General features: G+C 67.1%; 18 protein-coding genes and 2 pseudogenes. 6 read left to right on the top strand and 14 right to left on the bottom strand.

Annotated elements, in window-relative coordinates; translation table 11 throughout:
- A partial coding sequence (locus ACZ37P_RS34255) for an RHS repeat-associated core domain-containing protein (protein WP_467350304.1) occupies positions 1 to 435 on the top strand: 435 nt, incomplete at its 5' end.
- Between the two features lie 536 nt (positions 436 to 971).
- Here the strand turns inward: ACZ37P_RS34255 and ACZ37P_RS34260 are convergent.
- Positions 972 to 1,420: pseudogene (locus ACZ37P_RS34260) on the bottom strand (IS701 family transposase); the annotation flags it as partial.
- A complete protein-coding gene (locus tag ACZ37P_RS34265) occupies positions 1,372 to 1,653 on the bottom strand; it encodes a hypothetical protein (protein WP_467350306.1) in 282 nt (93 codons plus the stop codon). The pseudogene ACZ37P_RS34260 and the gene ACZ37P_RS34265, both read right to left, overlap by 49 nt.
- 417 nt (positions 1,654 to 2,070) lie before the next feature.
- On the opposite strand from ACZ37P_RS34265, the gene ACZ37P_RS34270 reads away from it, so the two are divergent.
- Positions 2,071 to 2,238, top strand: a complete 168-nt coding sequence (locus ACZ37P_RS34270) for a hypothetical protein (RefSeq protein ID WP_391049368.1) — start codon at positions 2,071 to 2,073, stop codon at positions 2,236 to 2,238.
- Positions 2,239 to 2,354: 116 nt separating this feature from the next.
- Here the strand turns inward: ACZ37P_RS34270 and ACZ37P_RS34275 are convergent, their stop codons facing one another.
- The 8 genes from ACZ37P_RS34275 to ACZ37P_RS34310 all read right to left on the bottom strand — a co-directional run bounded on the left by ACZ37P_RS34275 (position 2,355) and on the right by ACZ37P_RS34310 (position 7,423).
- The gene (locus tag ACZ37P_RS34275) at positions 2,355 to 2,621 is read right to left on the bottom strand and encodes a hypothetical protein (RefSeq protein WP_391050043.1); all 267 of its coding nucleotides are present in this window, start codon (positions 2,619 to 2,621) and stop codon (positions 2,355 to 2,357) included.
- A gap of 158 nt (positions 2,622 to 2,779) precedes the next feature.
- Positions 2,780 to 3,052 (bottom strand): hypothetical protein, encoded by a 273-nt coding sequence (locus ACZ37P_RS34280; protein ID WP_467350307.1) that lies wholly within the window; start codon positions 3,050 to 3,052, stop codon positions 2,780 to 2,782.
- Positions 3,053 to 4,072: 1,020 nt separating this feature from the next.
- Positions 4,073 to 4,207 carry a hypothetical protein gene (locus ACZ37P_RS34285; protein ID WP_467350308.1) on the bottom strand — a complete coding sequence of 45 codons (135 nt, stop codon included), beginning with the start codon at positions 4,205 to 4,207 and terminating at the stop codon, positions 4,073 to 4,075.
- 285 nt (positions 4,208 to 4,492) lie between these two features.
- Entirely contained in the window at positions 4,493 to 5,047 is a 555-nt protein-coding gene (locus ACZ37P_RS34290; RefSeq protein ID WP_467350310.1) for a hypothetical protein, read from the bottom strand.
- Positions 5,048 to 5,187: 140 nt separating this feature from the next.
- Entirely contained in the window at positions 5,188 to 5,967 is a 780-nt protein-coding gene (locus tag ACZ37P_RS34295; RefSeq protein WP_467350311.1) for a hypothetical protein, read from the bottom strand.
- On the bottom strand, positions 5,964 to 6,605 hold the full coding sequence (locus tag ACZ37P_RS34300; protein ID WP_467350449.1) for a sigma-70 family RNA polymerase sigma factor: 642 nt from the start codon (positions 6,603 to 6,605) through the stop codon (positions 5,964 to 5,966). The genes ACZ37P_RS34295 and ACZ37P_RS34300 overlap by 4 nt, the downstream gene beginning before the upstream one ends.
- Positions 6,529 to 6,690: a hypothetical protein gene (locus ACZ37P_RS34305; RefSeq protein WP_467350457.1), complete on the bottom strand. Its 162-nt coding sequence runs from the start codon at positions 6,688 to 6,690 to the stop codon at positions 6,529 to 6,531. The genes ACZ37P_RS34300 and ACZ37P_RS34305 overlap by 77 nt, the downstream gene beginning before the upstream one ends.
- Positions 6,691 to 7,198: 508 nt before the next feature.
- Positions 7,199 to 7,423, bottom strand: a complete 225-nt coding sequence (locus ACZ37P_RS34310) for a dTMP kinase (RefSeq protein WP_467350312.1) — start codon at positions 7,421 to 7,423, stop codon at positions 7,199 to 7,201.
- 1,005 nt (positions 7,424 to 8,428) lie between these two features.
- Between ACZ37P_RS34310 and ACZ37P_RS34315 the strand changes: the two are divergent.
- Positions 8,429 to 9,244: pseudogene (locus tag ACZ37P_RS34315) on the top strand (DnaJ C-terminal domain-containing protein); the annotation flags it as partial.
- A gap of 45 nt (positions 9,245 to 9,289) precedes the next feature.
- Here ACZ37P_RS34315 and ACZ37P_RS34320 read toward each other — a convergent pair.
- Both ACZ37P_RS34320 and ACZ37P_RS34325 read right to left on the bottom strand, forming a co-directional pair.
- Positions 9,290 to 9,706, bottom strand: a complete 417-nt coding sequence (locus ACZ37P_RS34320; RefSeq protein WP_467350314.1) for an SsgA family sporulation/cell division regulator — start codon at positions 9,704 to 9,706, stop codon at positions 9,290 to 9,292.
- 1,119 nt (positions 9,707 to 10,825) lie between these two features.
- Positions 10,826 to 11,248: a hypothetical protein gene (locus ACZ37P_RS34325; protein WP_467350316.1), complete on the bottom strand. Its 423-nt coding sequence runs from the start codon at positions 11,246 to 11,248 to the stop codon at positions 10,826 to 10,828.
- A 100-nt stretch (positions 11,249 to 11,348) separates the two neighbouring features.
- On the opposite strand from ACZ37P_RS34325, the gene ACZ37P_RS34330 reads away from it, so the two are divergent.
- Both ACZ37P_RS34330 and ACZ37P_RS34335 read left to right on the top strand, forming a co-directional pair.
- Complete coding sequence (locus ACZ37P_RS34330; RefSeq protein ID WP_467350317.1) at positions 11,349 to 11,861, top strand: hypothetical protein; 513 nt, start codon at positions 11,349 to 11,351, stop codon at positions 11,859 to 11,861.
- A gap of 438 nt (positions 11,862 to 12,299) precedes the next feature.
- The gene (locus ACZ37P_RS34335) at positions 12,300 to 12,482 is read left to right on the top strand and encodes a hypothetical protein (RefSeq protein WP_467350319.1); all 183 of its coding nucleotides are present in this window, start codon (positions 12,300 to 12,302) and stop codon (positions 12,480 to 12,482) included.
- A gap of 410 nt (positions 12,483 to 12,892) precedes the next feature.
- Here ACZ37P_RS34335 and ACZ37P_RS34340 read toward each other — a convergent pair whose 3' ends face one another.
- Positions 12,893 to 13,186: a hypothetical protein gene (locus tag ACZ37P_RS34340; RefSeq protein WP_467350321.1), complete on the bottom strand. Its 294-nt coding sequence runs from the start codon at positions 13,184 to 13,186 to the stop codon at positions 12,893 to 12,895.
- Between the two features lie 102 nt (positions 13,187 to 13,288).
- The gene (locus ACZ37P_RS34345; RefSeq protein ID WP_467350322.1) at positions 13,289 to 13,849 is read right to left on the bottom strand and encodes an RDD family protein; all 561 of its coding nucleotides are present in this window, start codon (positions 13,847 to 13,849) and stop codon (positions 13,289 to 13,291) included.
- A gap of 221 nt (positions 13,850 to 14,070) precedes the next feature.
- On the opposite strand from ACZ37P_RS34345, the gene ACZ37P_RS34350 reads away from it, so the two are divergent.
- A complete protein-coding gene (locus tag ACZ37P_RS34350) occupies positions 14,071 to 18,321 on the top strand; it encodes a LamG-like jellyroll fold domain-containing protein (protein ID WP_467350323.1) in 4,251 nt (1,416 codons plus the stop codon).
- Positions 18,322 to 18,436 lie beyond the last annotated feature (115 nt).

The following is an 18,436-nucleotide window of genomic DNA, read 5'->3' on the forward strand; positions in this document are numbered from 1 at the left end:
TACGTCGGCGGCACCTACGACCGCACCACCGGCTGGATCAAATACGGCCAACGCTGGTACAACCCCACCACCGGCCGCTTCACCACCCAGGACACACACTCCTTCCTCGCCGACCCCGCCCAGGGAAACCGCTACGCCTACGCAGGCGACGACCCCATCAACAACACCGACCCCACAGGGCAAATCGGACTGTCGTCGGTGACTAGTGGCCTCGCAAAAGGGCTCGACGCTTATGACTGGCTGCAGGCAGGCACTAGCCTGCTGAGCGGAGACATTTCAGGAGCGGCGTCTGGGTTCGCCAGCATCAGCGCCGGAGTGGTGGCCGGTGCCGTATGTGAGGCAGCAACAGCCCCTGAATCCGCCGGACTTTCCACCGTAGGCTGCTATGCGTTCGGTGTGGCCGCATCATATTCAGTGCAGGTAGCTCTGTCGTGAATTAGATCGCTGGGGGAGCGCTCTCTCCAGGAGCCCCCCCCCAGCCCCCTTCGAGAGGTGATATTCATTTCCGATAAAATCGAGAAAAACTCCGCTCTCGGCTGGCTGTACCTCGCTGCGGCTTTCTTGGGCTTCTACGTGATCGTTGGATTCATAATGACCGCCAGCGGAAAAAGCGCGGCTTCGGCCTGGGGCGGCACACTCCCTGTATTGATCGCCCCACTCCTAGGCATCGGATTCGTCCGATACCGAAGGCAAAAGCAAAATGGCCTCCGATAGGCCCGACACGAGTAAGCATGGCATCCAATACAAGCGGCAGGAGTCACAATGACGACAATAAGCTTCGCCGCCGGAGGGACGAGCCTACCCAGTAGCACCGGAACGGATACCGCAATTACCTGCGTGTGCGCCGTCGTAGCAGGCGTAATATTCTTCATCTTCAGGTTCAAAAATAAGAAGTAGCGCGACATTGCAACTCGGGTACGAGGCTGGTCTCGCAACATCGGGGTTAATACTCCAGTCGTAGTTCGTGATCTTCAAGCCTGAGTTGCTTGTCGTCGGTAGCGGCTGGTCTGGGAGCGGGCCCGGTAGTGACGTCGCCAGTCGGACCAGCCGAGCCGGTGGTCCGTGCCGTAGACGGGTTGTTCGTTGCAGGTGAGCGGGGTGCGGGTGTCGGGTGCGGGGTGGCGGTCGCCGTCGTCCGCGCGGACGACGGCGAGGAAGGCGTGCGCAGCATGGCGAGGGTGGCCCATCGGGACCAGGACGAGTAGCGGCGGACCTGGTGCTCGTCCAGGCCGGCCAGGCCCTTGCTGGCCTGGAAGTACTCCTCCACTCGCCATCGTGATCCGGCGACGCGCACCAGGGTGTTCAGCGGCACCGGTGCGGGCGAGTAGCAACGGTGGTAGGCGAGTTAGCCGGTGCTGCGGTTGCGGCGGATCAGCAATCGGCGGCTTCTGTGCCGGGGGTTTTGTAGGTCGACAGCGGCGACGCCCATCGGGGAATCATCTCCCTACCGTCACCGGTGTCCCAGTTCACCGCGAACTGCACGGCGACCTTGTCGCCGTCGATGCCCCCGCCGTCGAGATCGGTGACGTTGTACGCCGTGAGGGTGGGCAGCGAGCGAACGTACTTACCCGCGCCCGGCTTGCCGCACGTGCCTCCGGGATTCGACGTCAGCTGCGACATGCTGATCTGTGCCGACGGCCGGTTGTACTCCACGCGCAGGAAGGCGTCGTCGGAGAACCGCTTCCAAGCGGACGCTAAGATTCGGACCATACCCGGGCCAACAGAGTGGCACCAATCGACCCAACCATCGTTTTACCTGATCACAGACCTGTCGGCGACCTCCAAGCGGCGGCGCACGGCTTCTTCACTGCACCGGACGGCGTCCCGGGGAGCTGGCTCCTTGCCGCCGTTCCCGAGCGCACGGCGGCATAGGGCGCGACCGCGTGAGGGTGATCTTCGGGCCGCCCACCCGTGCGGCCAGGCGGCCCGAAGAGGTCTTCGCCGTGTTCCCCGCCGCAGCACCGGCGGTCACGCGACCAGCTCAATGCCACACGTTCACACCCCTTATCAGGTCAACTATATTAAGATTGGTGCGCAATGAGAAAATCGGGTCCGAATATGGCGCGGCGAATGGTAATCTTCATCATCATCACGTTCATTGCTGCCGTATTTCTTATCATCCAGGGAAGTAACGAGGAGGGCGCAGGCGGAGTGGCATTCATCTGCGTGGGAATCGTTACGCTCGCAGCCGCCGGAACGCTGACCTATCTCATGCTGCGCGGTCCGCGGCGTGAATGATTCTACTGGGGGCTGGCAGCGGCGGGAGCGGAACCACACAGTCAGTTGACCCGTGAACAACGGTCACCCACGACCGAGCAGTACGGCGCCGACGAACACTCCTGACGGCACGGCTCTCAGCGATGGGGGTGCCGGTAGCCGGGATGGCGCTGCGGGGTCGCGGTCCCGTCGAGGCGCTTGCGCGGCTTGGCCTTCGGTGTCTCGCGGGCGAGCGCGCCGATCCGGCGCCGCAGTTCCTCGAGCCAGGCCAGCCGCTCCGGGCTGAGCACCAACTGCTGCTCTTGGCCGTCGTCGTCCGTGTCGGCCGGATCGGGAAGGGCGGGCTGCTCGTGGAGCACCACGGCGGTCGACCGGTCCTGCGGCGAGCGCTTGCCGGGACTCACCTCACCACTTGGCGCAGCCTGGTCCGGGGCCGGGTCCCGTGAAACGAACGGGCCCCGGCTGTGCCTGCGGAGTCCGGACGCTACGGATCGCAGCGGCTCCCCCACAACCTGTACGAGTGGGTCCACCTGTCGTCCTACGCCATGACCGACGCCCACGCCTACACGCAGATGATAGTGGGCACCAATGGCGCTTTCTTCCAGATGCTGGGCTGGGCGACGACCGGATTCACCGCCAACTCCATTGCTGCGACGCCGACCACTACGTCACCCAGGACGCGGTCGCCCACGCGGTCGGCCTGTTCGGTCAACCGCTCCCGCCGGGCACCGACCTCAGCAACTGGTGGACCATCGGCAGCCAGTACGCCGCCGAACGCTCCTGACACAGGCCGCCTGTGCGGCGGCGGAAGCACTTCGCCGCGTGCTGCGGACATGCAGATGCTCCCGGTGCTCGGCACCGGGAGCATCGAAGAGCAGGGCCGCTCGCTCAGCCTTGCCGGGTCTCTCCAGGGCGGTCGACCCGGGTGACCACGGGCGGGTCGTCGCTCTTCTTCTCCGTGCCGACGAGTGCCGGGTTGGCGAAGGTGTCAGCGAAACTCTGCTGCTGAGCCGGTGGCGGGTGCCTGACCGGGCTCCCTCGTTCTGTGCGTCGCTCATGGTCACCAGTGTGGACCACGAGGGCGACGAATTCACTATTTGGTAAGGTGAAAAAAATAATGCACGTATTATTCGAAGTGCTGTTGGTGGTTGCTGGAATAGTTTTCATCGGTGGAGCGCTCTTTCGATGGCGCGACCGTCAATCGTACGGCGTGAAGTCCCTTTCAGCATCTGTCATGTTGGGTTTGACAGGGTGCTTTGCCCTGGCAGCAGCGGCCTGGCCACCTCTGCTTGGAGGCATGGTTTTGACGGGAATCGCCTTCTGGGTATTCCAGCGAAAAGAGTGACTTTCCCCGGGTGCCGGCGCGGTGGTTGCGCCAGCACCCGGCCCCGCCTATGGCCGTGATCCCGTGCCGTTCGGATCCGTGGTCACCGCGTCGACCAACACCGGCACGTGCGTCTACGCCCCAGCAGGTGATCTGGCCAACCGTTCGGGGAGTCCGCACTGGCTTCTCGCCAATAATAGAAAACGGGAAAAATGAGCAAAGACGCAACACGAACGCTGGTAATATTCATAATTATTTGCGCAGCACTGGGAATCGCTGGCATCGCTCAGGGGGTAAACGGAAATGCTGTAATCATAGCAGCAGGGATCGTCGCTCTCACTTGTGCCCTTGTGATGCTTTTTCTGATTATTCGAGGACCCAAAAAAGAGTAGCTTTACTCCAACCGCGGATTCCAGAGTAGCCCCTGGTGCCTCGGCGGTTCGGTAGAAGGCGTGGCTGGTCCTGGAAGGGGCATCGGCAGGAGCCGCGTCGAAGCGGCGGTGACGCCGGTGAACGACCGGCCCGGCCTGGTCAGCCTGGGCGCAGGACATCGCTGCGCAGGGCGCGCAGCAGGGTCAGGGCGTCGGAGTCGGCGTCGGCGTGGACTGCCCCCGGGACCGACATCCCGATGTGCTTGGCGGTGACCAGGTCGTCGCCGGCCAGCACCGCCTGCTGACGCGGGGCTTCGGCCAGGAGGAAGGTCAGGCGGGCCTGCGGGGCGGCGTTGAGCTCCGCCAGCCGCGGGCCCGTCCACCGTGGCCGGTCTCGGAGATGATGCCGAACGCGGCGACCAGGATCCGCTCCAGCGTGTGCTGCCGCTGGAACCTCAGTGTGGATCCCGTAGAGCACACCGCCCTTCAGCACCTCACCGAGACATGCCCGGACGGAATGATCGACGTCCCCCTGGCCTGATCACTGCCCGGCGCGGTTCGAGACCGCCCCGGTGCGGGGTCAGGCGTTCTGCCATGCGGTGCGGAAGGCGTGGCGGGCCTGCTCTGCGGATTCGGGCTGGGTGGAGGTGGCCAGCAGGACGCGCCAGGCGGTGCGTTCCGCGTCCTCCAGCCACAGGCTGCCGGTGCGGTGGCTGTTGAAGGTCCGCCCGATGTCCGGCTTGAGGTGTTCGCCGATCAGGTCGGCGGCCGCCTCCCGGTGGGTGGCGGTCATGGCCTGGAGGGCGGACATGATCTGTCCGGCCAGGCCGCCGGGTTCGCCGTCGATCGCGAGCAGCACCATGTCCTTCATGTTGGTGGGGTTGAGGTAGGCGTCGCTGGAGGCGGTCTCCAGGGACCGCCAGAACTCGGGGTCCTGCGCGGGGTCAGGAAGGGCGGCCAGGAGCGAGAGCAGGTGCTCGGTGGCGAGGAAGCCTTCCGCGTTGGCGGCCGCCACTACGGCGACGTCCACGACGTGCCGGACGCTGAGTTCGTCGAAGTCGAAGTCGAGGTTGAGCCGGTCCAGCAGGTAGTCCTCGAGGAAGGAGTTCGGGTACGAGCGGAACGTGAAGAACATCCGGGGCCTTTCGCTGTCCGGGGTGACCGGTACGTGAGTGAGATGGGGTTGGGACGTGCCGCATACTGCCGTCGGCGGCGCGAGGCGGTGTGGTGGGGAAAGGATTGCCGGGGCGGTGCCGGGGTCGCGGGCGGTGCCGGTCAGACGCCGGCAGTCATCTCCTCTATCCGGGCGGCGAAGCCGTCGGCGGGCAGCGGGAGTTCGATGTCGTCGTCAACGAAGCGCACGGCGGTCTTGACGTAAACCACGACGGCGTTGGCGGCGTCGGGGACAGCTTTGTGGCGGGCGACGGCGTGCAGGCGTGTCGCGGCGGCCGTGGTCTTCTGGTCGCGGCCTTCCTGGACGGCACGGGCCCACAGTTCCCGGCCGGAGGGGGGCACCTGGTCGTGCCACCAGTTGGCTTCCTGGATCTCGCCGAGGGCCAAGTGGTGGAGGAACAGGCAGAACTTGCCAAGGCCGTCGTCGGCACCGGCGGCGAACTGCCACCAGAAGCGGGCGCTGTCCTCGCGGCCGGCCAGGTGCAGAACGCAGGCCAGCACCCGGGCCCCGTCGGGTTCCAGGATCCGGTTGGCGTCGCCGTCGGGGTCCGCGGTGCCGCCCATGAACGTCGACATCGCGTGCAGGGCGTGGTTCTGGCTGATGACGAGCTTGCATATGTGGCGCCGGTCGTCGGCGGCGTCGATCCGGTCGCGGGTCCCAGTGTCGTCGGGCACCGGCTCCCACAGGTCGCTGGGCCGCACCGGCTCGCACCACAGGTCGGCGGCGGTGGCGTCGTCGAAGCTGAGGGCGCCGGTCACCAGCTTGTCGGCCGCGCCCGCGTACAGGCGGGCACGGGCGAGAACGAGTTCCTCGGCCGTGTAGTGCGGGGAGGCGAGCCGGGCCTTGGCCAGGAGTTGGTCGACGGTGGTGGGTACGGTCATCGGCGTGTGCCTTCTTCCGGGGTGAGGTTGAGGTCGAGCGCTTCAGCGAGCCGACGGCGGATGGCACGGACGGTGGGCTCGGTTATGCCCAGGACCCCGGCGGTGTCGCGGGTGGAGTAGCCGAGGCTGAAGCGCATGAGGAACACGTCGTGCTGGCGCTCGGGTAGGGCGTCGACGGCCTCCCACAGGGCCATGCTCGTCTCCAGCTCCGCGATCGGGTCGACGGTGTTGGTGTCGTACAGGGCCTGGGTGGCGAAGACGGCGTCGGTCATCTTCTGCCGGCGGCTGCGCGCGCGGGCCGCGTCCCGCACCCGGTTTTCCACCAGCCACCACGCATACGCGGCCGGTTCGGGCTGCGCGATGACCATGGGCCACTTGTTGAGCAGCTCCAGCAGCGCATCGTGGACCGCGTCCTCGGCATCGGCCCGGGAGCCGAGGTAGAGCTCGGCCCCCGCACATAGGCGCCGCGGTACAGGCCATGAAAAGCGCCGAAACCCAGCGGCTGCCGCTCCTCGCAAGTGTGGGCCTGCCGCGGCACCGCCCCGCGCACACGGTTGTCGGTCACCTGGAGTCCTCCCGGCCGCTGCGGCTGCGGACCAGCTCGGAGGCGCCCATGCGCACGCCCGCCGCCAGAACACGGCGCACGGCACGGCGCACATCGGGCCCGTAGGCGCGGGCCACGGCCGCGGCCGTGAGCACGACTTCGATCTGATGGTTCGTCACGGGACCAGACGGTCCTCTCGGGTCGGCGGTGAAGCGGCTCCCCGTATCGCTCCGGGACCGCATCAGCACGGTCTTGCATACATAGCGTCCGGAAGAGCCCGAACGTGCAGCCGACCCATGGGGCAGAAAATGACACAAAGCTACCGACCAGTCAGTTTCGCAACTCCCCGCGACCGTTACCCACCGACAGGTCCGGTCCACCCTGCGTCAACCACCAGGAGCGACTTACCTGAACCGGGCATTCCACGCACAGGCGTCCACTCGTGGTTCGCGCACCGGCGCACACCCCCATGTGACCGACACCACAGCCGCCCGACGGGCAATCAAAAACGGACGGACCGCGTCCAGTTCGGGCCGGACCGTGCAGCCTGAACAACGGGGCGGGCCCGCACACCGTGACGTGTGGACCCGGCTGCGGCCCGCCCTGTGCCGGCCCGGCACGGTGATTCCGTGCAGAAGACGGGTCCGGCCAGCCGAAGGGCATGCGGCCGGGGCATGTGGCCGCGGGTCAGGGAGAGGGCCTGCTGTCGATCAGGAGGGTGCGCAGGTAAGCGGTGTGGGCGCTCAGGAGTTTGATGTACCGGTCCGTGCCCTCCGACAGGAACGGCAGGACCGACAGCGCGGGAAGCGTCACCAGCAGTGCCAGCAGGACGGCCGGGGTCAGCAACGCGACGACGAGAACGCGCTGCAGGGCGCCGAGACGGCGGGGCGAGGGCAGCCAGGGAAAAGTCATGCTGCAAGTACAAGCGCACCGGGCGCCGCTCACCGAGCGTAGGGAACGGACTCGGTGAAAGGCGATCAGTCGTGAACGATCCCGTACGGGACGGGTGTTCCGTACCCGTGACTGCTTCGTCCGTGGACTGTCCGGCATTGTTCCGTCAAGTCCGCTGCTGTTCCGTTCGGTCTCTTCTAGTCTGTCACCAGGCGCATTTGTGGAGGGGACAGGATGCCTGGTGACGAGGTGCCGACTGTCTCGCCGCAGGACCGGCAGGCGGAGTTCGCCCAGGAACTCTCATCACTTGCCGAAGATCTGGCGGAGTTACGCCGGCATCGCGGACAGCGCTCCTATCGGGACATCCAGCGACGTGCTGACCATTTAGGTCTGCGGCCGCTGCCGCCGGCCACTGTCGGTGAGATCCTGGGAGGAAACAGGCTGCCGCGGTGGGAAACGCTGCTGACCCTCATCCAGACCCTGCTGGCGTTCACTGAAGACGGCGAGCCCTGCTCTCCCCCAGGTCCCCGCTCCGACGACATTGCCTCCTGGCGCAACAGATGGCGCCGGCTTGACGCTCTTCGCTCCGCCGCACGTTCCCGGCCTACCAACGTGGCACCGCCGATCGACGCGCTTCCCGGTTCCCCCGAAGCAGTCGGCCTTGAACCAGGACCGGACGCGGTGCTGCGTGACGCCCGCAAACAGGCTGAGGCCATCAAGGAAGTCGCCAGCGCCTATGGAGAGCGACTGCGCAATGAGGCGCAGGCCGAACGCGACCAGGCATCGGCGGAACTCTCACAGCTGCGCGACAGGGTAGCCGCTGAACTCGCGGCCGCCAGAGAAGAAGCCCGACGGCAACGGCAACGCGCCTCCGAGGACGCCGTCCGCATTCGTAAGCAAGCCCAAGAAGAAGCCGAAGTCCTCAAAGCAGCAGTCCCCGCTGAGTCCGAGGTCCCCGCATCCGAAGCCACTGGCAGCCAGGACGATAGACCCCCCGCTGCCGACACCGTGTCGGACACTACGTATCCGCGCTCGCGCACCCAACGCGGCCCGGACGGCACAATCCCCCTGGAACTGGAACTTAACGAGACGGCCTTCGGTATCACCCGGGACATCGGCGTCGACACCGCGGTCACCTGCGGCACCTGCGCCGGAGACGGAGCCGCGCCCGACACTTTCGTTCAGACCTGCAGCATGTGCCACGGCCGCGGCGAGATCTCCAAGGTCGCCCGATCCTTCATCGGCGAGGTGATGACGTCCTACCCCTGTCAGCAGTGCCAGGGCTTCGGCGCCTTTGTGCCCACCCCGTGCCCCGAGTGCGAGGGCACCGGGCGCGTACACATCCGGCGGAAGCTCACCCTCAAGATCCCCGCCGGCGTCGACAGCGGCACACGCATCAAACTCGCCGGTGAAGGAGAAGTCGGCCCCGCTGGCGGCCCCGCCGGTGACCTGTACGTCGAGATCCGCCAGAAGCCGCACCCGGTCTTCCAGCGGCGTGGCGACGACCTGCACTGCACCCTCTCCATCCCCATGACGGCCGCCTCCCTCGGCACGGAATGCCAAATCGATCTTCTTGACGGTCTCGTTGAGGAGATCGACATCCGGCCCGGCACCCAGTCCGGCCAGACCGTCCCACTCCCCCACCACGGCATCCCCCACCTCCGCGGCGGAGGCCGCGGCGACCTCATCATCCACATCGAAGTTCTCATCCCCGACGAACTCACCGCCGAAGAAAAGGAACTCGTCCGGCGGCTCGCTGTTCTCCGCGGCGAAGAGCACCCGACTGGCTTCGCCCAGCCAACACTGCTGTCCCGCCTCAAGGATGCCTTCAACGGCCGCTGAGACCCGACCGAACAACCACGAAGCCCACGACGGGGTGCCACCGGCTCACGGTTTGTCCACGGGGCCGGTCATGGCCCGGAGTTGCTCGTCCATGTCGGGTCGTGCGGCGTTGAAATGCCCGTGCTCTGTACCCGGCTCGACGATGCGCTGTGTCTGTGCGAGGTACCCGCGCAGTTGCTCTCGGGGCATGGCCACCAGTGCGGTGCCGGGGCCGGGGCGCAGTTTGAGGAAGGTGCAGCGGTCTGCGTCGGGGACCCAGTCGTTCTGGCTCCAGGCGATCGCGTCGCCGTCTCCGGCACGCCGGTCCAGGGCCTGGGCCAGCACATCGCGGGCCAGGTTCCACACGACGTCGCCTTGCGGTGTGCGGAAGACTAGGCACACGGCGTACGGCTCGGCCGCCTGGTACGCAAGGCGGGTAGGAACGCCTTCAACCCGCCCCCCGCCATCGATGAGGCGGGCCATCACGTTCCGCTGTGTGCTCCGCCGCTCCCCTGCCTCCCTCAGGCTCCCCACCGTCGGACGGGGCCAGTCCAACGTGGGAGGCGAGGCCGGTTCGTGGGCAAGCACCGAAAGGACACGGCTGCCGGACGCCCCCCCTGCGTCCTGTGAGCAGACCGTCCGCGGCAGGCGGTGCCGCGGGCAAGAACCCGGGCGCTTCCCGTTGCCGGGGCATCAGGCTGCCCACTGCCTGTCCTGTTAGCCATCCTCTCGCGTTCCGGCTCGCCAGTGCCGCCCACAGTGCCGCAGCACGGTCCCGGACGGTGCTCGTTCCTCTCGGCCGCCACACTCCTGGGCCCCCGCCGCGCACGACTGCCGCCCATCGCGTCCAGGCGGCCCGGACCGCCTGCTCCGCGTCATGCCCGATGGCACCCGCCGCCGTCAGCGCATCCGACCCCAGCAGGGCATACCGCAGCACCGCAGGCCGCCACCATGGCTGCCACAGTTGTTCCGCACCGGCACCTGTCACCATGTCCAGGACCCGGTCCTCCCAACCGGCCCGGTCCCAGCTCACAGGTTCCGCGCCTGCGAGGAGGAAGAGGTCCTCCCACCACGTACTGCTGGTTGCGCGGGGCCGCCGCAGGCAGGAGCGCAGGACGGCTTCCGCTGCATGCGGCATCTGCGCGATACCGCTCCGGCTCCCCCAACCGTCTGAACCGCCAGGCCTGTGTCGCCGGTACGCCCGGTCGCATGCGCGCCGTCCCTCCCGGCGTCTCGACGATCAGCAGGCTGTTTCCTGCGTGCCCGCGGGCCGGCAACGCACGCCCCCAGCCCGGATGCCAGAACGGAACAGAGAGAACGCGGTCCCCGCGCAACGCGGACTTCCACGTCCTGCTCACTGGCAACAGGTCCGCGAAGACACCGCGCAGTGGGGGAAGCCACGGACCTCGGACCACGGACGGGTCCGGGCAGTACCAGCAGATTCCGTTCCTTCCGGTGGACGCCATGACGTTCCCCACTGCGAAGGCATCGGTGTCAGGATCCTGCCGCAGCCCGGCCTCCCCCGTCACACGCTCCAGCAAGTCCAGGGCCACCAAGAGCCGTTCGGGCCGCAGGGACGCGCCCGGTGCCGCGGCCCACGGATCAATCAGCGTCCAGAGCCCGGGGTACACCAGCGGTACCCGCGCAAAGCCGGGGAGGTCCAGCAGTCCGGCGGCCGGGGTAGACGATGGTGGAGTAGCTCGTGCCGAGGTCGATCCCAAAGGACGAGAAGCGTTTGATGCCCGCGGTGGCGATGTCCGTGGTGCCGCCGCCGATGTCCACGACCTGCGTCCGCTCGCCGGGCCGGCACCACGCCTCCGAATCCGCCGTGCCCGCCTCCTGCTCCTCGCGGGCACTGCGGGCGGCGGCTGCCGTCCGCAGGTGCTCGCGGACCTGCCCGGGAACACCATCACCCGCTGCCACGACGTGCGGGGCGCCCAGGCTGGAGGCGTCCAGCAGTGCTTCGAAGTCGTCGTAGTCGTCGGCCACGGCCGGGCTGTCGGACTGCTCGTTGCGGACGGTCATCGCTTCCCCTCTTCCCCCGGGCTGTTGCCGATCTGCTGGCGCAGTCGGCGGATTCGTCCTCCAGTGCTCTGGGTGTCAGCCCGACCTTGATAGCTGCCTCGTGCTGGGTGTAGCCCTGGGCGTACCAGTACAGGCCGCCCCGGGTCTTGTTATCGGTGATGCCGAGCCGGTCGAACTGGTCCCAGAAGTCGGCGGCTTCGAAGGGACTTTCGGCCCGCTGATCGGGGATCGCGTCCAGCAGGCTGTCCGGGTCCTGCCCCCGGGCGGCTTCATCCAGGGCGGCGTGCATCGACGTACGGGTGGTGTGCCAGCGCAGGTAGACCGGACGGAAGACACGGATGCCGGCGCCCCCGAAATACGTCGCCAAGCTCGCACCGCCGTCAGGACTCCACTGGCCTTTGACCAAGCCGTGCTCCCGGAAGAGCACTTCGCCTTCCAGGAGGGTGTCGACCGCGACATCGCGGCGCTCCTCCCACTCCCAGTCCAGGGTGATCTTCTCCGCGGTACCGGACGGCCGATCTGCCGGGACTTCTTGAAGATCATCCCGCTGGCGTTCCACTTCATCATCACGGCGAAGCCGTACTCCGTGAGCCGGCCCACCAGTTGCTCGTAGCGCGGGCCGGTGAAACCGTCGGCCCGCAGCCGCTCCACGGTCACCGCATCGGCCTGCCTGCGCAGGCCACGTGCGGCGTCGTCGTCCGTACCGGACGCCGCGAGTACCGCCTCCAGGCCCCGCAGTGCCGGACCCGATAATTCCGCGACGGGCTCACCGAGGCGCAACGGCACAGGGCCGGCGGAAGCGCTGCCGTCCTTGGTGTCATCCGCCACGGTGGCTCCCTTGCTGCACGGCGGGCCCGAAGCCCTGCGGGATCTGCCTCACGTATCAAGTCATAGGCGCGCATTCCGTGTTGCCCCACGCGGACGGCGCCGCATTTTCCGTACGACAGGGTGTGATTCACATCACACATGAGGTGGGGGTGATTCCCTGCCTACACCTTCAGCGACACACCCCACCGAGGCGGACCCCGTCCCCGACCCACAGGAGCTGACGGTGTCCCAACAAAACGGCCCCCTCCTCACCAAGCGCGCGGCCATCATCCTGCTGCTCGGCGCCCTCACCGCCCTCGGCGCCAGCATCCTCACCGCCCTCACCCAAGGCACCCCCGCCGCCATCCTGACCGGCGGAGCCACCTTCGCCGGCGCCGTGATCTTCTTCAACACCATCATCAACTGACCACCCGCACGGGCTCTGCACACACCCACAGCACCCCACAGACCGCCCCGGATAACTACAGCCGCAGCCGGGCCAGACACATACCGACATCAGTCAGAACGACCGTCAGTCCTTTGTTCGCTGCCGGATGCGGACCTTTGTCCTGTCGCTAATGAGGGTGGTGAGGATGGCGCCGCTGAAGAACGCGCAGATGCAGGCTCCCGTGGTCCGCCCGGAATCCTGACTATCCCTGACGGCGTCGATCACGGTGTAGAGGAAGTATCCCGGGAGCCCTGCGGCAGCGACCCATCCGTAGATCCTGAAGCCACGGGATATAAAAGGCGGTCCCTTTCCAGAAGCGGGCCCGGCGTTGACGCCCCACGTCCACGAGTTTCCGCTGAGGGTCGTGGGCTGCGGTGCCGGGTGCACCGTCAGGGGCCGTAGGAGGGTGTGGTCGGCATGATGCCGTGATCGAGGTCGTTCAGGACGGCTTTGGCACCTTTGACGAGTTCGGGGTTGAAGCACAGCGGGTGGTCGTACATCAGCTCTACCCCGGCCCGTAGTTGTGCCGGGGTAGGCGTGACGCCGACGAGTTGCTTGTCCAGGCGGTCCAGGTCGGCCTTGACCTGGGCGCAGGTCAGGGGCGTCGCGGAAATGCGGCCCGGACTGGCGGGCGTGTCCGTGTCGGCTGTGCATCCGGCGAGGACGGCAGTCAGGACCGTCACCGCGGTGGTGACGGCCGTTGCCCGGGGTCTGCGGAACGGGCTGATGATAAGGACTCCTTGATGAGCGGGCGCCAGTTGCTCAGCCCGAATGCCACTGACCGGTCACAGCTTGACGACGACGGTGCGGGCGGCTTTGTCGGCGAAGGTCTGGTTCTTGTCGTCCCAGAGCGGCCACAGCCAGCCGATACCGCAGGCGATGCTGTCGAGAATATGGAGGAACCAGCGGCCGACGGCGAGACCGAATCCAATGGTGCGGCCGTCGGATGCGCGCTGCACGCGGATGCCGGCTGCTTTCTTTCCCGGTGTCTGGCCCGTTGCTCCCACCATGTAACTGAGGCCGAGCCAGATGACCAGGGCAAGACTCGCGCCCGTCACTGCCCCGGCGTAGCCGCCGATCGCATAGGCCGCCGCGCGGTCGGGCAGATACGTGATCAGGCCGTCGATGACGGCCGCCAGCACACGCCAGGCCCATCCGGCGAACCGCGGTGCCCCGGCCGGCTGGCGGGCGTCGGATCCCTGGTCTCCGGAACTGTCGCCGGGTCTGACCGGCAGTCCGGCCTGCTGGTCGGGGAGGTGCGGCCCGGCGCCGTACGGCCGGTGCCCGTCCGGAGCGGGCGTGACGCCGGGGCCGTCGGCCGGGGGTGAGGGGTCTGCGTCGTTCATGCGCGGAGTAAAGCAGATCATGCGATCGGAGCGATCTGCACCGTCTCCGGCTGGAGTTCCGCTCCGGGACGCGCGAGCGCCCCCGGCTTTCACCGGCGTGGGGGGGGTGTCTTGGGGTGGTCTTGACCTGAGCATGTACATCACATGTAAGATCTGCGAACTTGTGGGAATTCTGTGGCTCCGGGTGGGGACTTTGGGGCTGGGGTGGGGAGAGCTCTGTGGTGAGCACACATGCGCGCAGGTCGTTGATTGCTGCCGTGGCGGCGGTAATGGTGACGGGCGGCCTCGCGCCGTTGGGTGCGGGCGGGCAGGCGTTCGCCGCTCCTCCTTCGCAGACAGCGGAGAAGTCCCCGCAGGGAAAGGCCGCTTCGGCCCTCACCGAGGACGCCGCGAAGGCACAGGCCGCGTCCACCGGGGCAGATGTGGAGATCACGTCGCTGCGGTCGGAGTCGAGCGAGACGTACGCCACGGCCGATGGCCAGTTCGAGGTGGTGGAGCATGTCCGGCCGGTGCGTGCCCGGATTCGCGGCGGGTGGCAGCCGGTTGACAACACTCTGACCGCGACGGCGCAGGGAACAGTGGTCCCGAACGCGACGACTGTGGGGATCACCTTCTCCGGCGGCGGCAGTAGCCCGTTGGTGTCGCTGGACAACGCGGGCAAGAAGCTGACCTACACGTGGCCCGCACCGCTTCCCGCGCCGGTACTCGACGGGGACACGGCCACGTACAAGAACGTCTTCCCTGACGTCGATCTGCGGATGCCGGCCGAAGCGGCGAAGAACCCGGCGCTCGCCCAACTGAAACTGGGAGTTCAGACGCAGGGGCTGAGTCTGGCCGAGTCGGCCGACGGTGACCTGGAGGCGACCGACGAGGCGGGCGGAGGTGTCGCATTCGAGGCCCCCCAGCCGCTGATGTGGGACTCGGCGAGCCCGACGGGCACGCAGACGGCCACCAAGACCGCAGGAGGCCGGGCGGCTTCTGCCGATGAGACGGCGGGAGCGGCCGATGAGCACGGTCCCGGTGACGCTTCGACAGTCGCGCCGATCGATGTCGAGGTGTCGGCCGACGGCAGTGAACTGCACCTCACGCCTGATCAGGACATGCTGAGCGACGCGGGAACGCAGTTCCCGGTGTTCATCGACCCGCAGACGTACACGCCGAAGGCGTCGTCGTGGACGATGGTCTCGCGGTACTGGGCGTCCTCACCGCAGTGGCGGTTCAACGGGGACTCCGACGCGGGTGTCGGCTACTGCGGCTGGGACTACTGCGCCCCGTACGACCTGAAGCGGCTGTTCTACCAGTTCTCCACGTCGAAGTTCATCGGCAAGACGATCGTCAAGGCCACTTTCGTCGGGCATGAGACGCACTCGGCGAGCTGCGACAAACGCGTGGTCGAGCTGTGGCGGACCAAGCCGATCAGCTCGTCGACGACGTGGAACACGCAGCTCGCCAGCGGATTCTGGGCAGACGCACTCGGCACGGCCGATGTCGCCAAGGGCGGCGGTTCGGGATGCCCGGCCGGTGACGTGGAGTTCGAGGCCACGGACGGTGTGAAGTACGCGGTCTCTCACGGCTCTTCCACGGCCACGTTCGGTCTCAAGGCGACGGAAGAGGGGGACAAGTACGCGTGGAAGCGGTTCTCCGACGACGCGTTCCTGCGGGTGAAGTACAACAAGCCGCCGACGCAGATCAAGATGTCGCAGTTGTCGATGAATCCGGGCGGGACGTGCAATCCGCTCGGGAGCTCCACGCGGTTTGTGCCCACGGTCTCGGCGGTGAACGTCACCGACCCCGACGGAGACCACGTCGCCGTTCAGTTCGCGCTTCTGTGGGATGCGAGCAGAGGTACGAACCGGACGACGCACTGGACGTCAGCGTGGACGACGGCCAAGGCCTCGGGCTCCAGTTTCTCGATCGCCCTCCCCTCGACCATCCCGGAGAACCTCAAGATCGGGTGGACGGTACGTGTGGCGGACTACGACGAGGAAAATCGGTACAGCTACTCCCCCTGGTCGTACGACGGGGCCGCGACCGCTTGCTACTTCGTCTACGACACCAGCGCACCGGCAAGCCCGACGATCACCTCCGGCGACTACCCGCCGATCAACGTCAACGATCCGCTGGACCCGAGCTATGACGGTGTCGGCCGGTATGGCACCTTCACCATCTCCTCTCCCACCGACAGCAGCACCACGAAGTACTGGTACGGGGTGAACGAAGAGCCGTCATCGGCCAACGTGATCACCACCACCGCGGGCGCGGCCAAGACGATCAAGTTCCGCCCCACGAAATCCGGTGTCAACATCGTCTATGCCTCCACACTCGACTCGTTGGGCAACAAGCGCGCGCCGACGTCGTACATGTTCAAGGTGAAGGCCGGCCAGCCGGCCAGGGCCGCGTGGAAGTTGGACGACCCGGCCGGTGCGACCGCCGCCGAAGGCAGTGGCGGAGAGCGGACGCTCGACATCGCGGGCAACCCCACGCTGGGTGTTCCGGGCGCCGTGGGCAATGCGGTCACGTTCGACGGGATCGACGACTACCTGTCCTCCGACATCCCCACGGTGCACACGTCGTACGGGTTCTCGGTCGCCGCGTGGGTGAATCTGTCCACGATGCCGGGCTCCTCGGCGGTGGTGGCCGCGCAGCCGGGCAACAAGAGTCCAGGGTTCGAGCTGTACTACAACAAGACGACCGACCGCTGGGCGTTCAACCAGTACACGGCCGACACGACTTCAGCGACACCAGTAGAAGCGGCGCAGGCCGCCGGCGGCGGCGTCCATCCGGGTGAGTGGGTTCACCTGGCGGGCGTCTACGACTCGGCGGCCGACCTGATGACCCTCTACGTCAACGGAGTCGCGGCGGTTACGAAGGCGTACGCCACCCCATGGGACGCCCGCCGAGGACTGCAGATCGGCGCGGGCTCCCACGGTGGAAACCCGACCTCCTTCTTCCCCGGGTCCATCGATGACGTACGGATCTACGACAAGCCCCTGGTACAGAACGACGTCACCAGGCTGGCCAACAAGCAGCCGCTGGACACCGGACGCCCAGCCCGAGCCGTCTTCTCCCTCGACGAGGGAGCGACGCAGGACGACGGCGCTGCCACCACGGTGATCAGCGGACACGCAGACGTGCAGGCCGCCACGTACAAGGGCGGGGCGACGCCCGGTCAACCAGGTGTCTACGGCAACGCACTGACGCTCGACGGAGTCGACGACTACGCGGCCACTACGTTCCCGCACGTCAACGCAGTCGACAGTATGTCCGTGGTGGCGTGGGCGAAGCTCTCGGTCAAGCCCGACCACGGCGCGGTCGTCGTGACCCAGGCAGGGGCCTCACGTCCGAGTTTCGAGATCTACTACTCCAACGCACTCGGCTGGACGTTCGGCCAGTTCACCACGGACGCTCCCAGCGCCACACTGGTCCGGGCCGCACAAGGCGACACAACGACATCCCCGGCCGGTGTGTGGACGCAGTTGGTCGGCACCTACGACGGTATCGCCGATGAGATGCAGTTGTACGTGAACGGCGTCCATGTGACCACCACCAGCTTCGCGACCCCCTTCTACAGCACTGGCGGCGTACAGATCGGTGCGAGTTCCTTCGACCATGTCGCGGGGGACTTCTTCCCCGGACAGATCGATGACGTCCAGCTCTTCGACCGGGCGCTGTCCGGTCCCGAGGTGTCCGACCTGTACCGGTCCAGGCCGATCGTGGCAGGCCGGTGGAAGCTGGACGCCGTCTCGGGCAGCCCCGCTGTCTCTCCCGACGATCTGCCCACAGCAGCGGACCGGCACCCGCTGAATCTGGGTACCGGGGCGAGTATCGACACCAGCGGCTACGTGGGGCCGGGCAGTCTGCTGCTTGACGGTACGAGCAACGGCTATGCCTCCACCACGGCGTCACCGATCCACACCAACACCAGCTTCACCGTCAGTGCCTGGGTCAAAGGACCGCGGCCGACATCGCCACGGACCGTGCTGAGCCAGGCGGGTGTGAAGAACTCCGCCTTCGCCGTGCGCTACGTCCCTGACCCGGACGACCCGAACGCCGGGCGATGGCAGTTGGACATGGCCACCACAGACGACAGCGCCGCGAAACACTCTCTCGCAGAGCACACCAATTTCCAGGACGACGGCTGGAGCAACATCACCGTGGTCTACGACGCCTTCGCTGCGCAGATGCGCCTGTACGTCGACGGCGGACTGCGTCAGTCGGTGTGCGCGGATGACGACGGCGACGGCACGCAGAACGACCCGACGTGTACGACGAAGGTGTCCTGGAACTCCGACGCGCATCCCTTCGACGCGACCAAGGGCCTGCAGATCGGGCGCTCCCTGAACGGCGGCGTCTTCGGCGAGAACTGGTCGGGCGCGATCGACGACGTGTGGGTCTTCCAAGGCGCCGCCAACGACGAGCAGATCGCAATTCTGGCCAATGGAAACGCGATCCCCACCAACCCTGGCCCCTGACCGGCCATGGGGGGGGTGGCCGCACCAACTGTGCGCCCACCCCGCAGAGCAGTCCCAGTACCACCCTTTTGACCACGACCTTTCGGCGGACTGCCCCGAACCGGGGCGAGGGGGC

This window comes from Streptomyces sp. NPDC024632 (assembly GCF_055559175.1).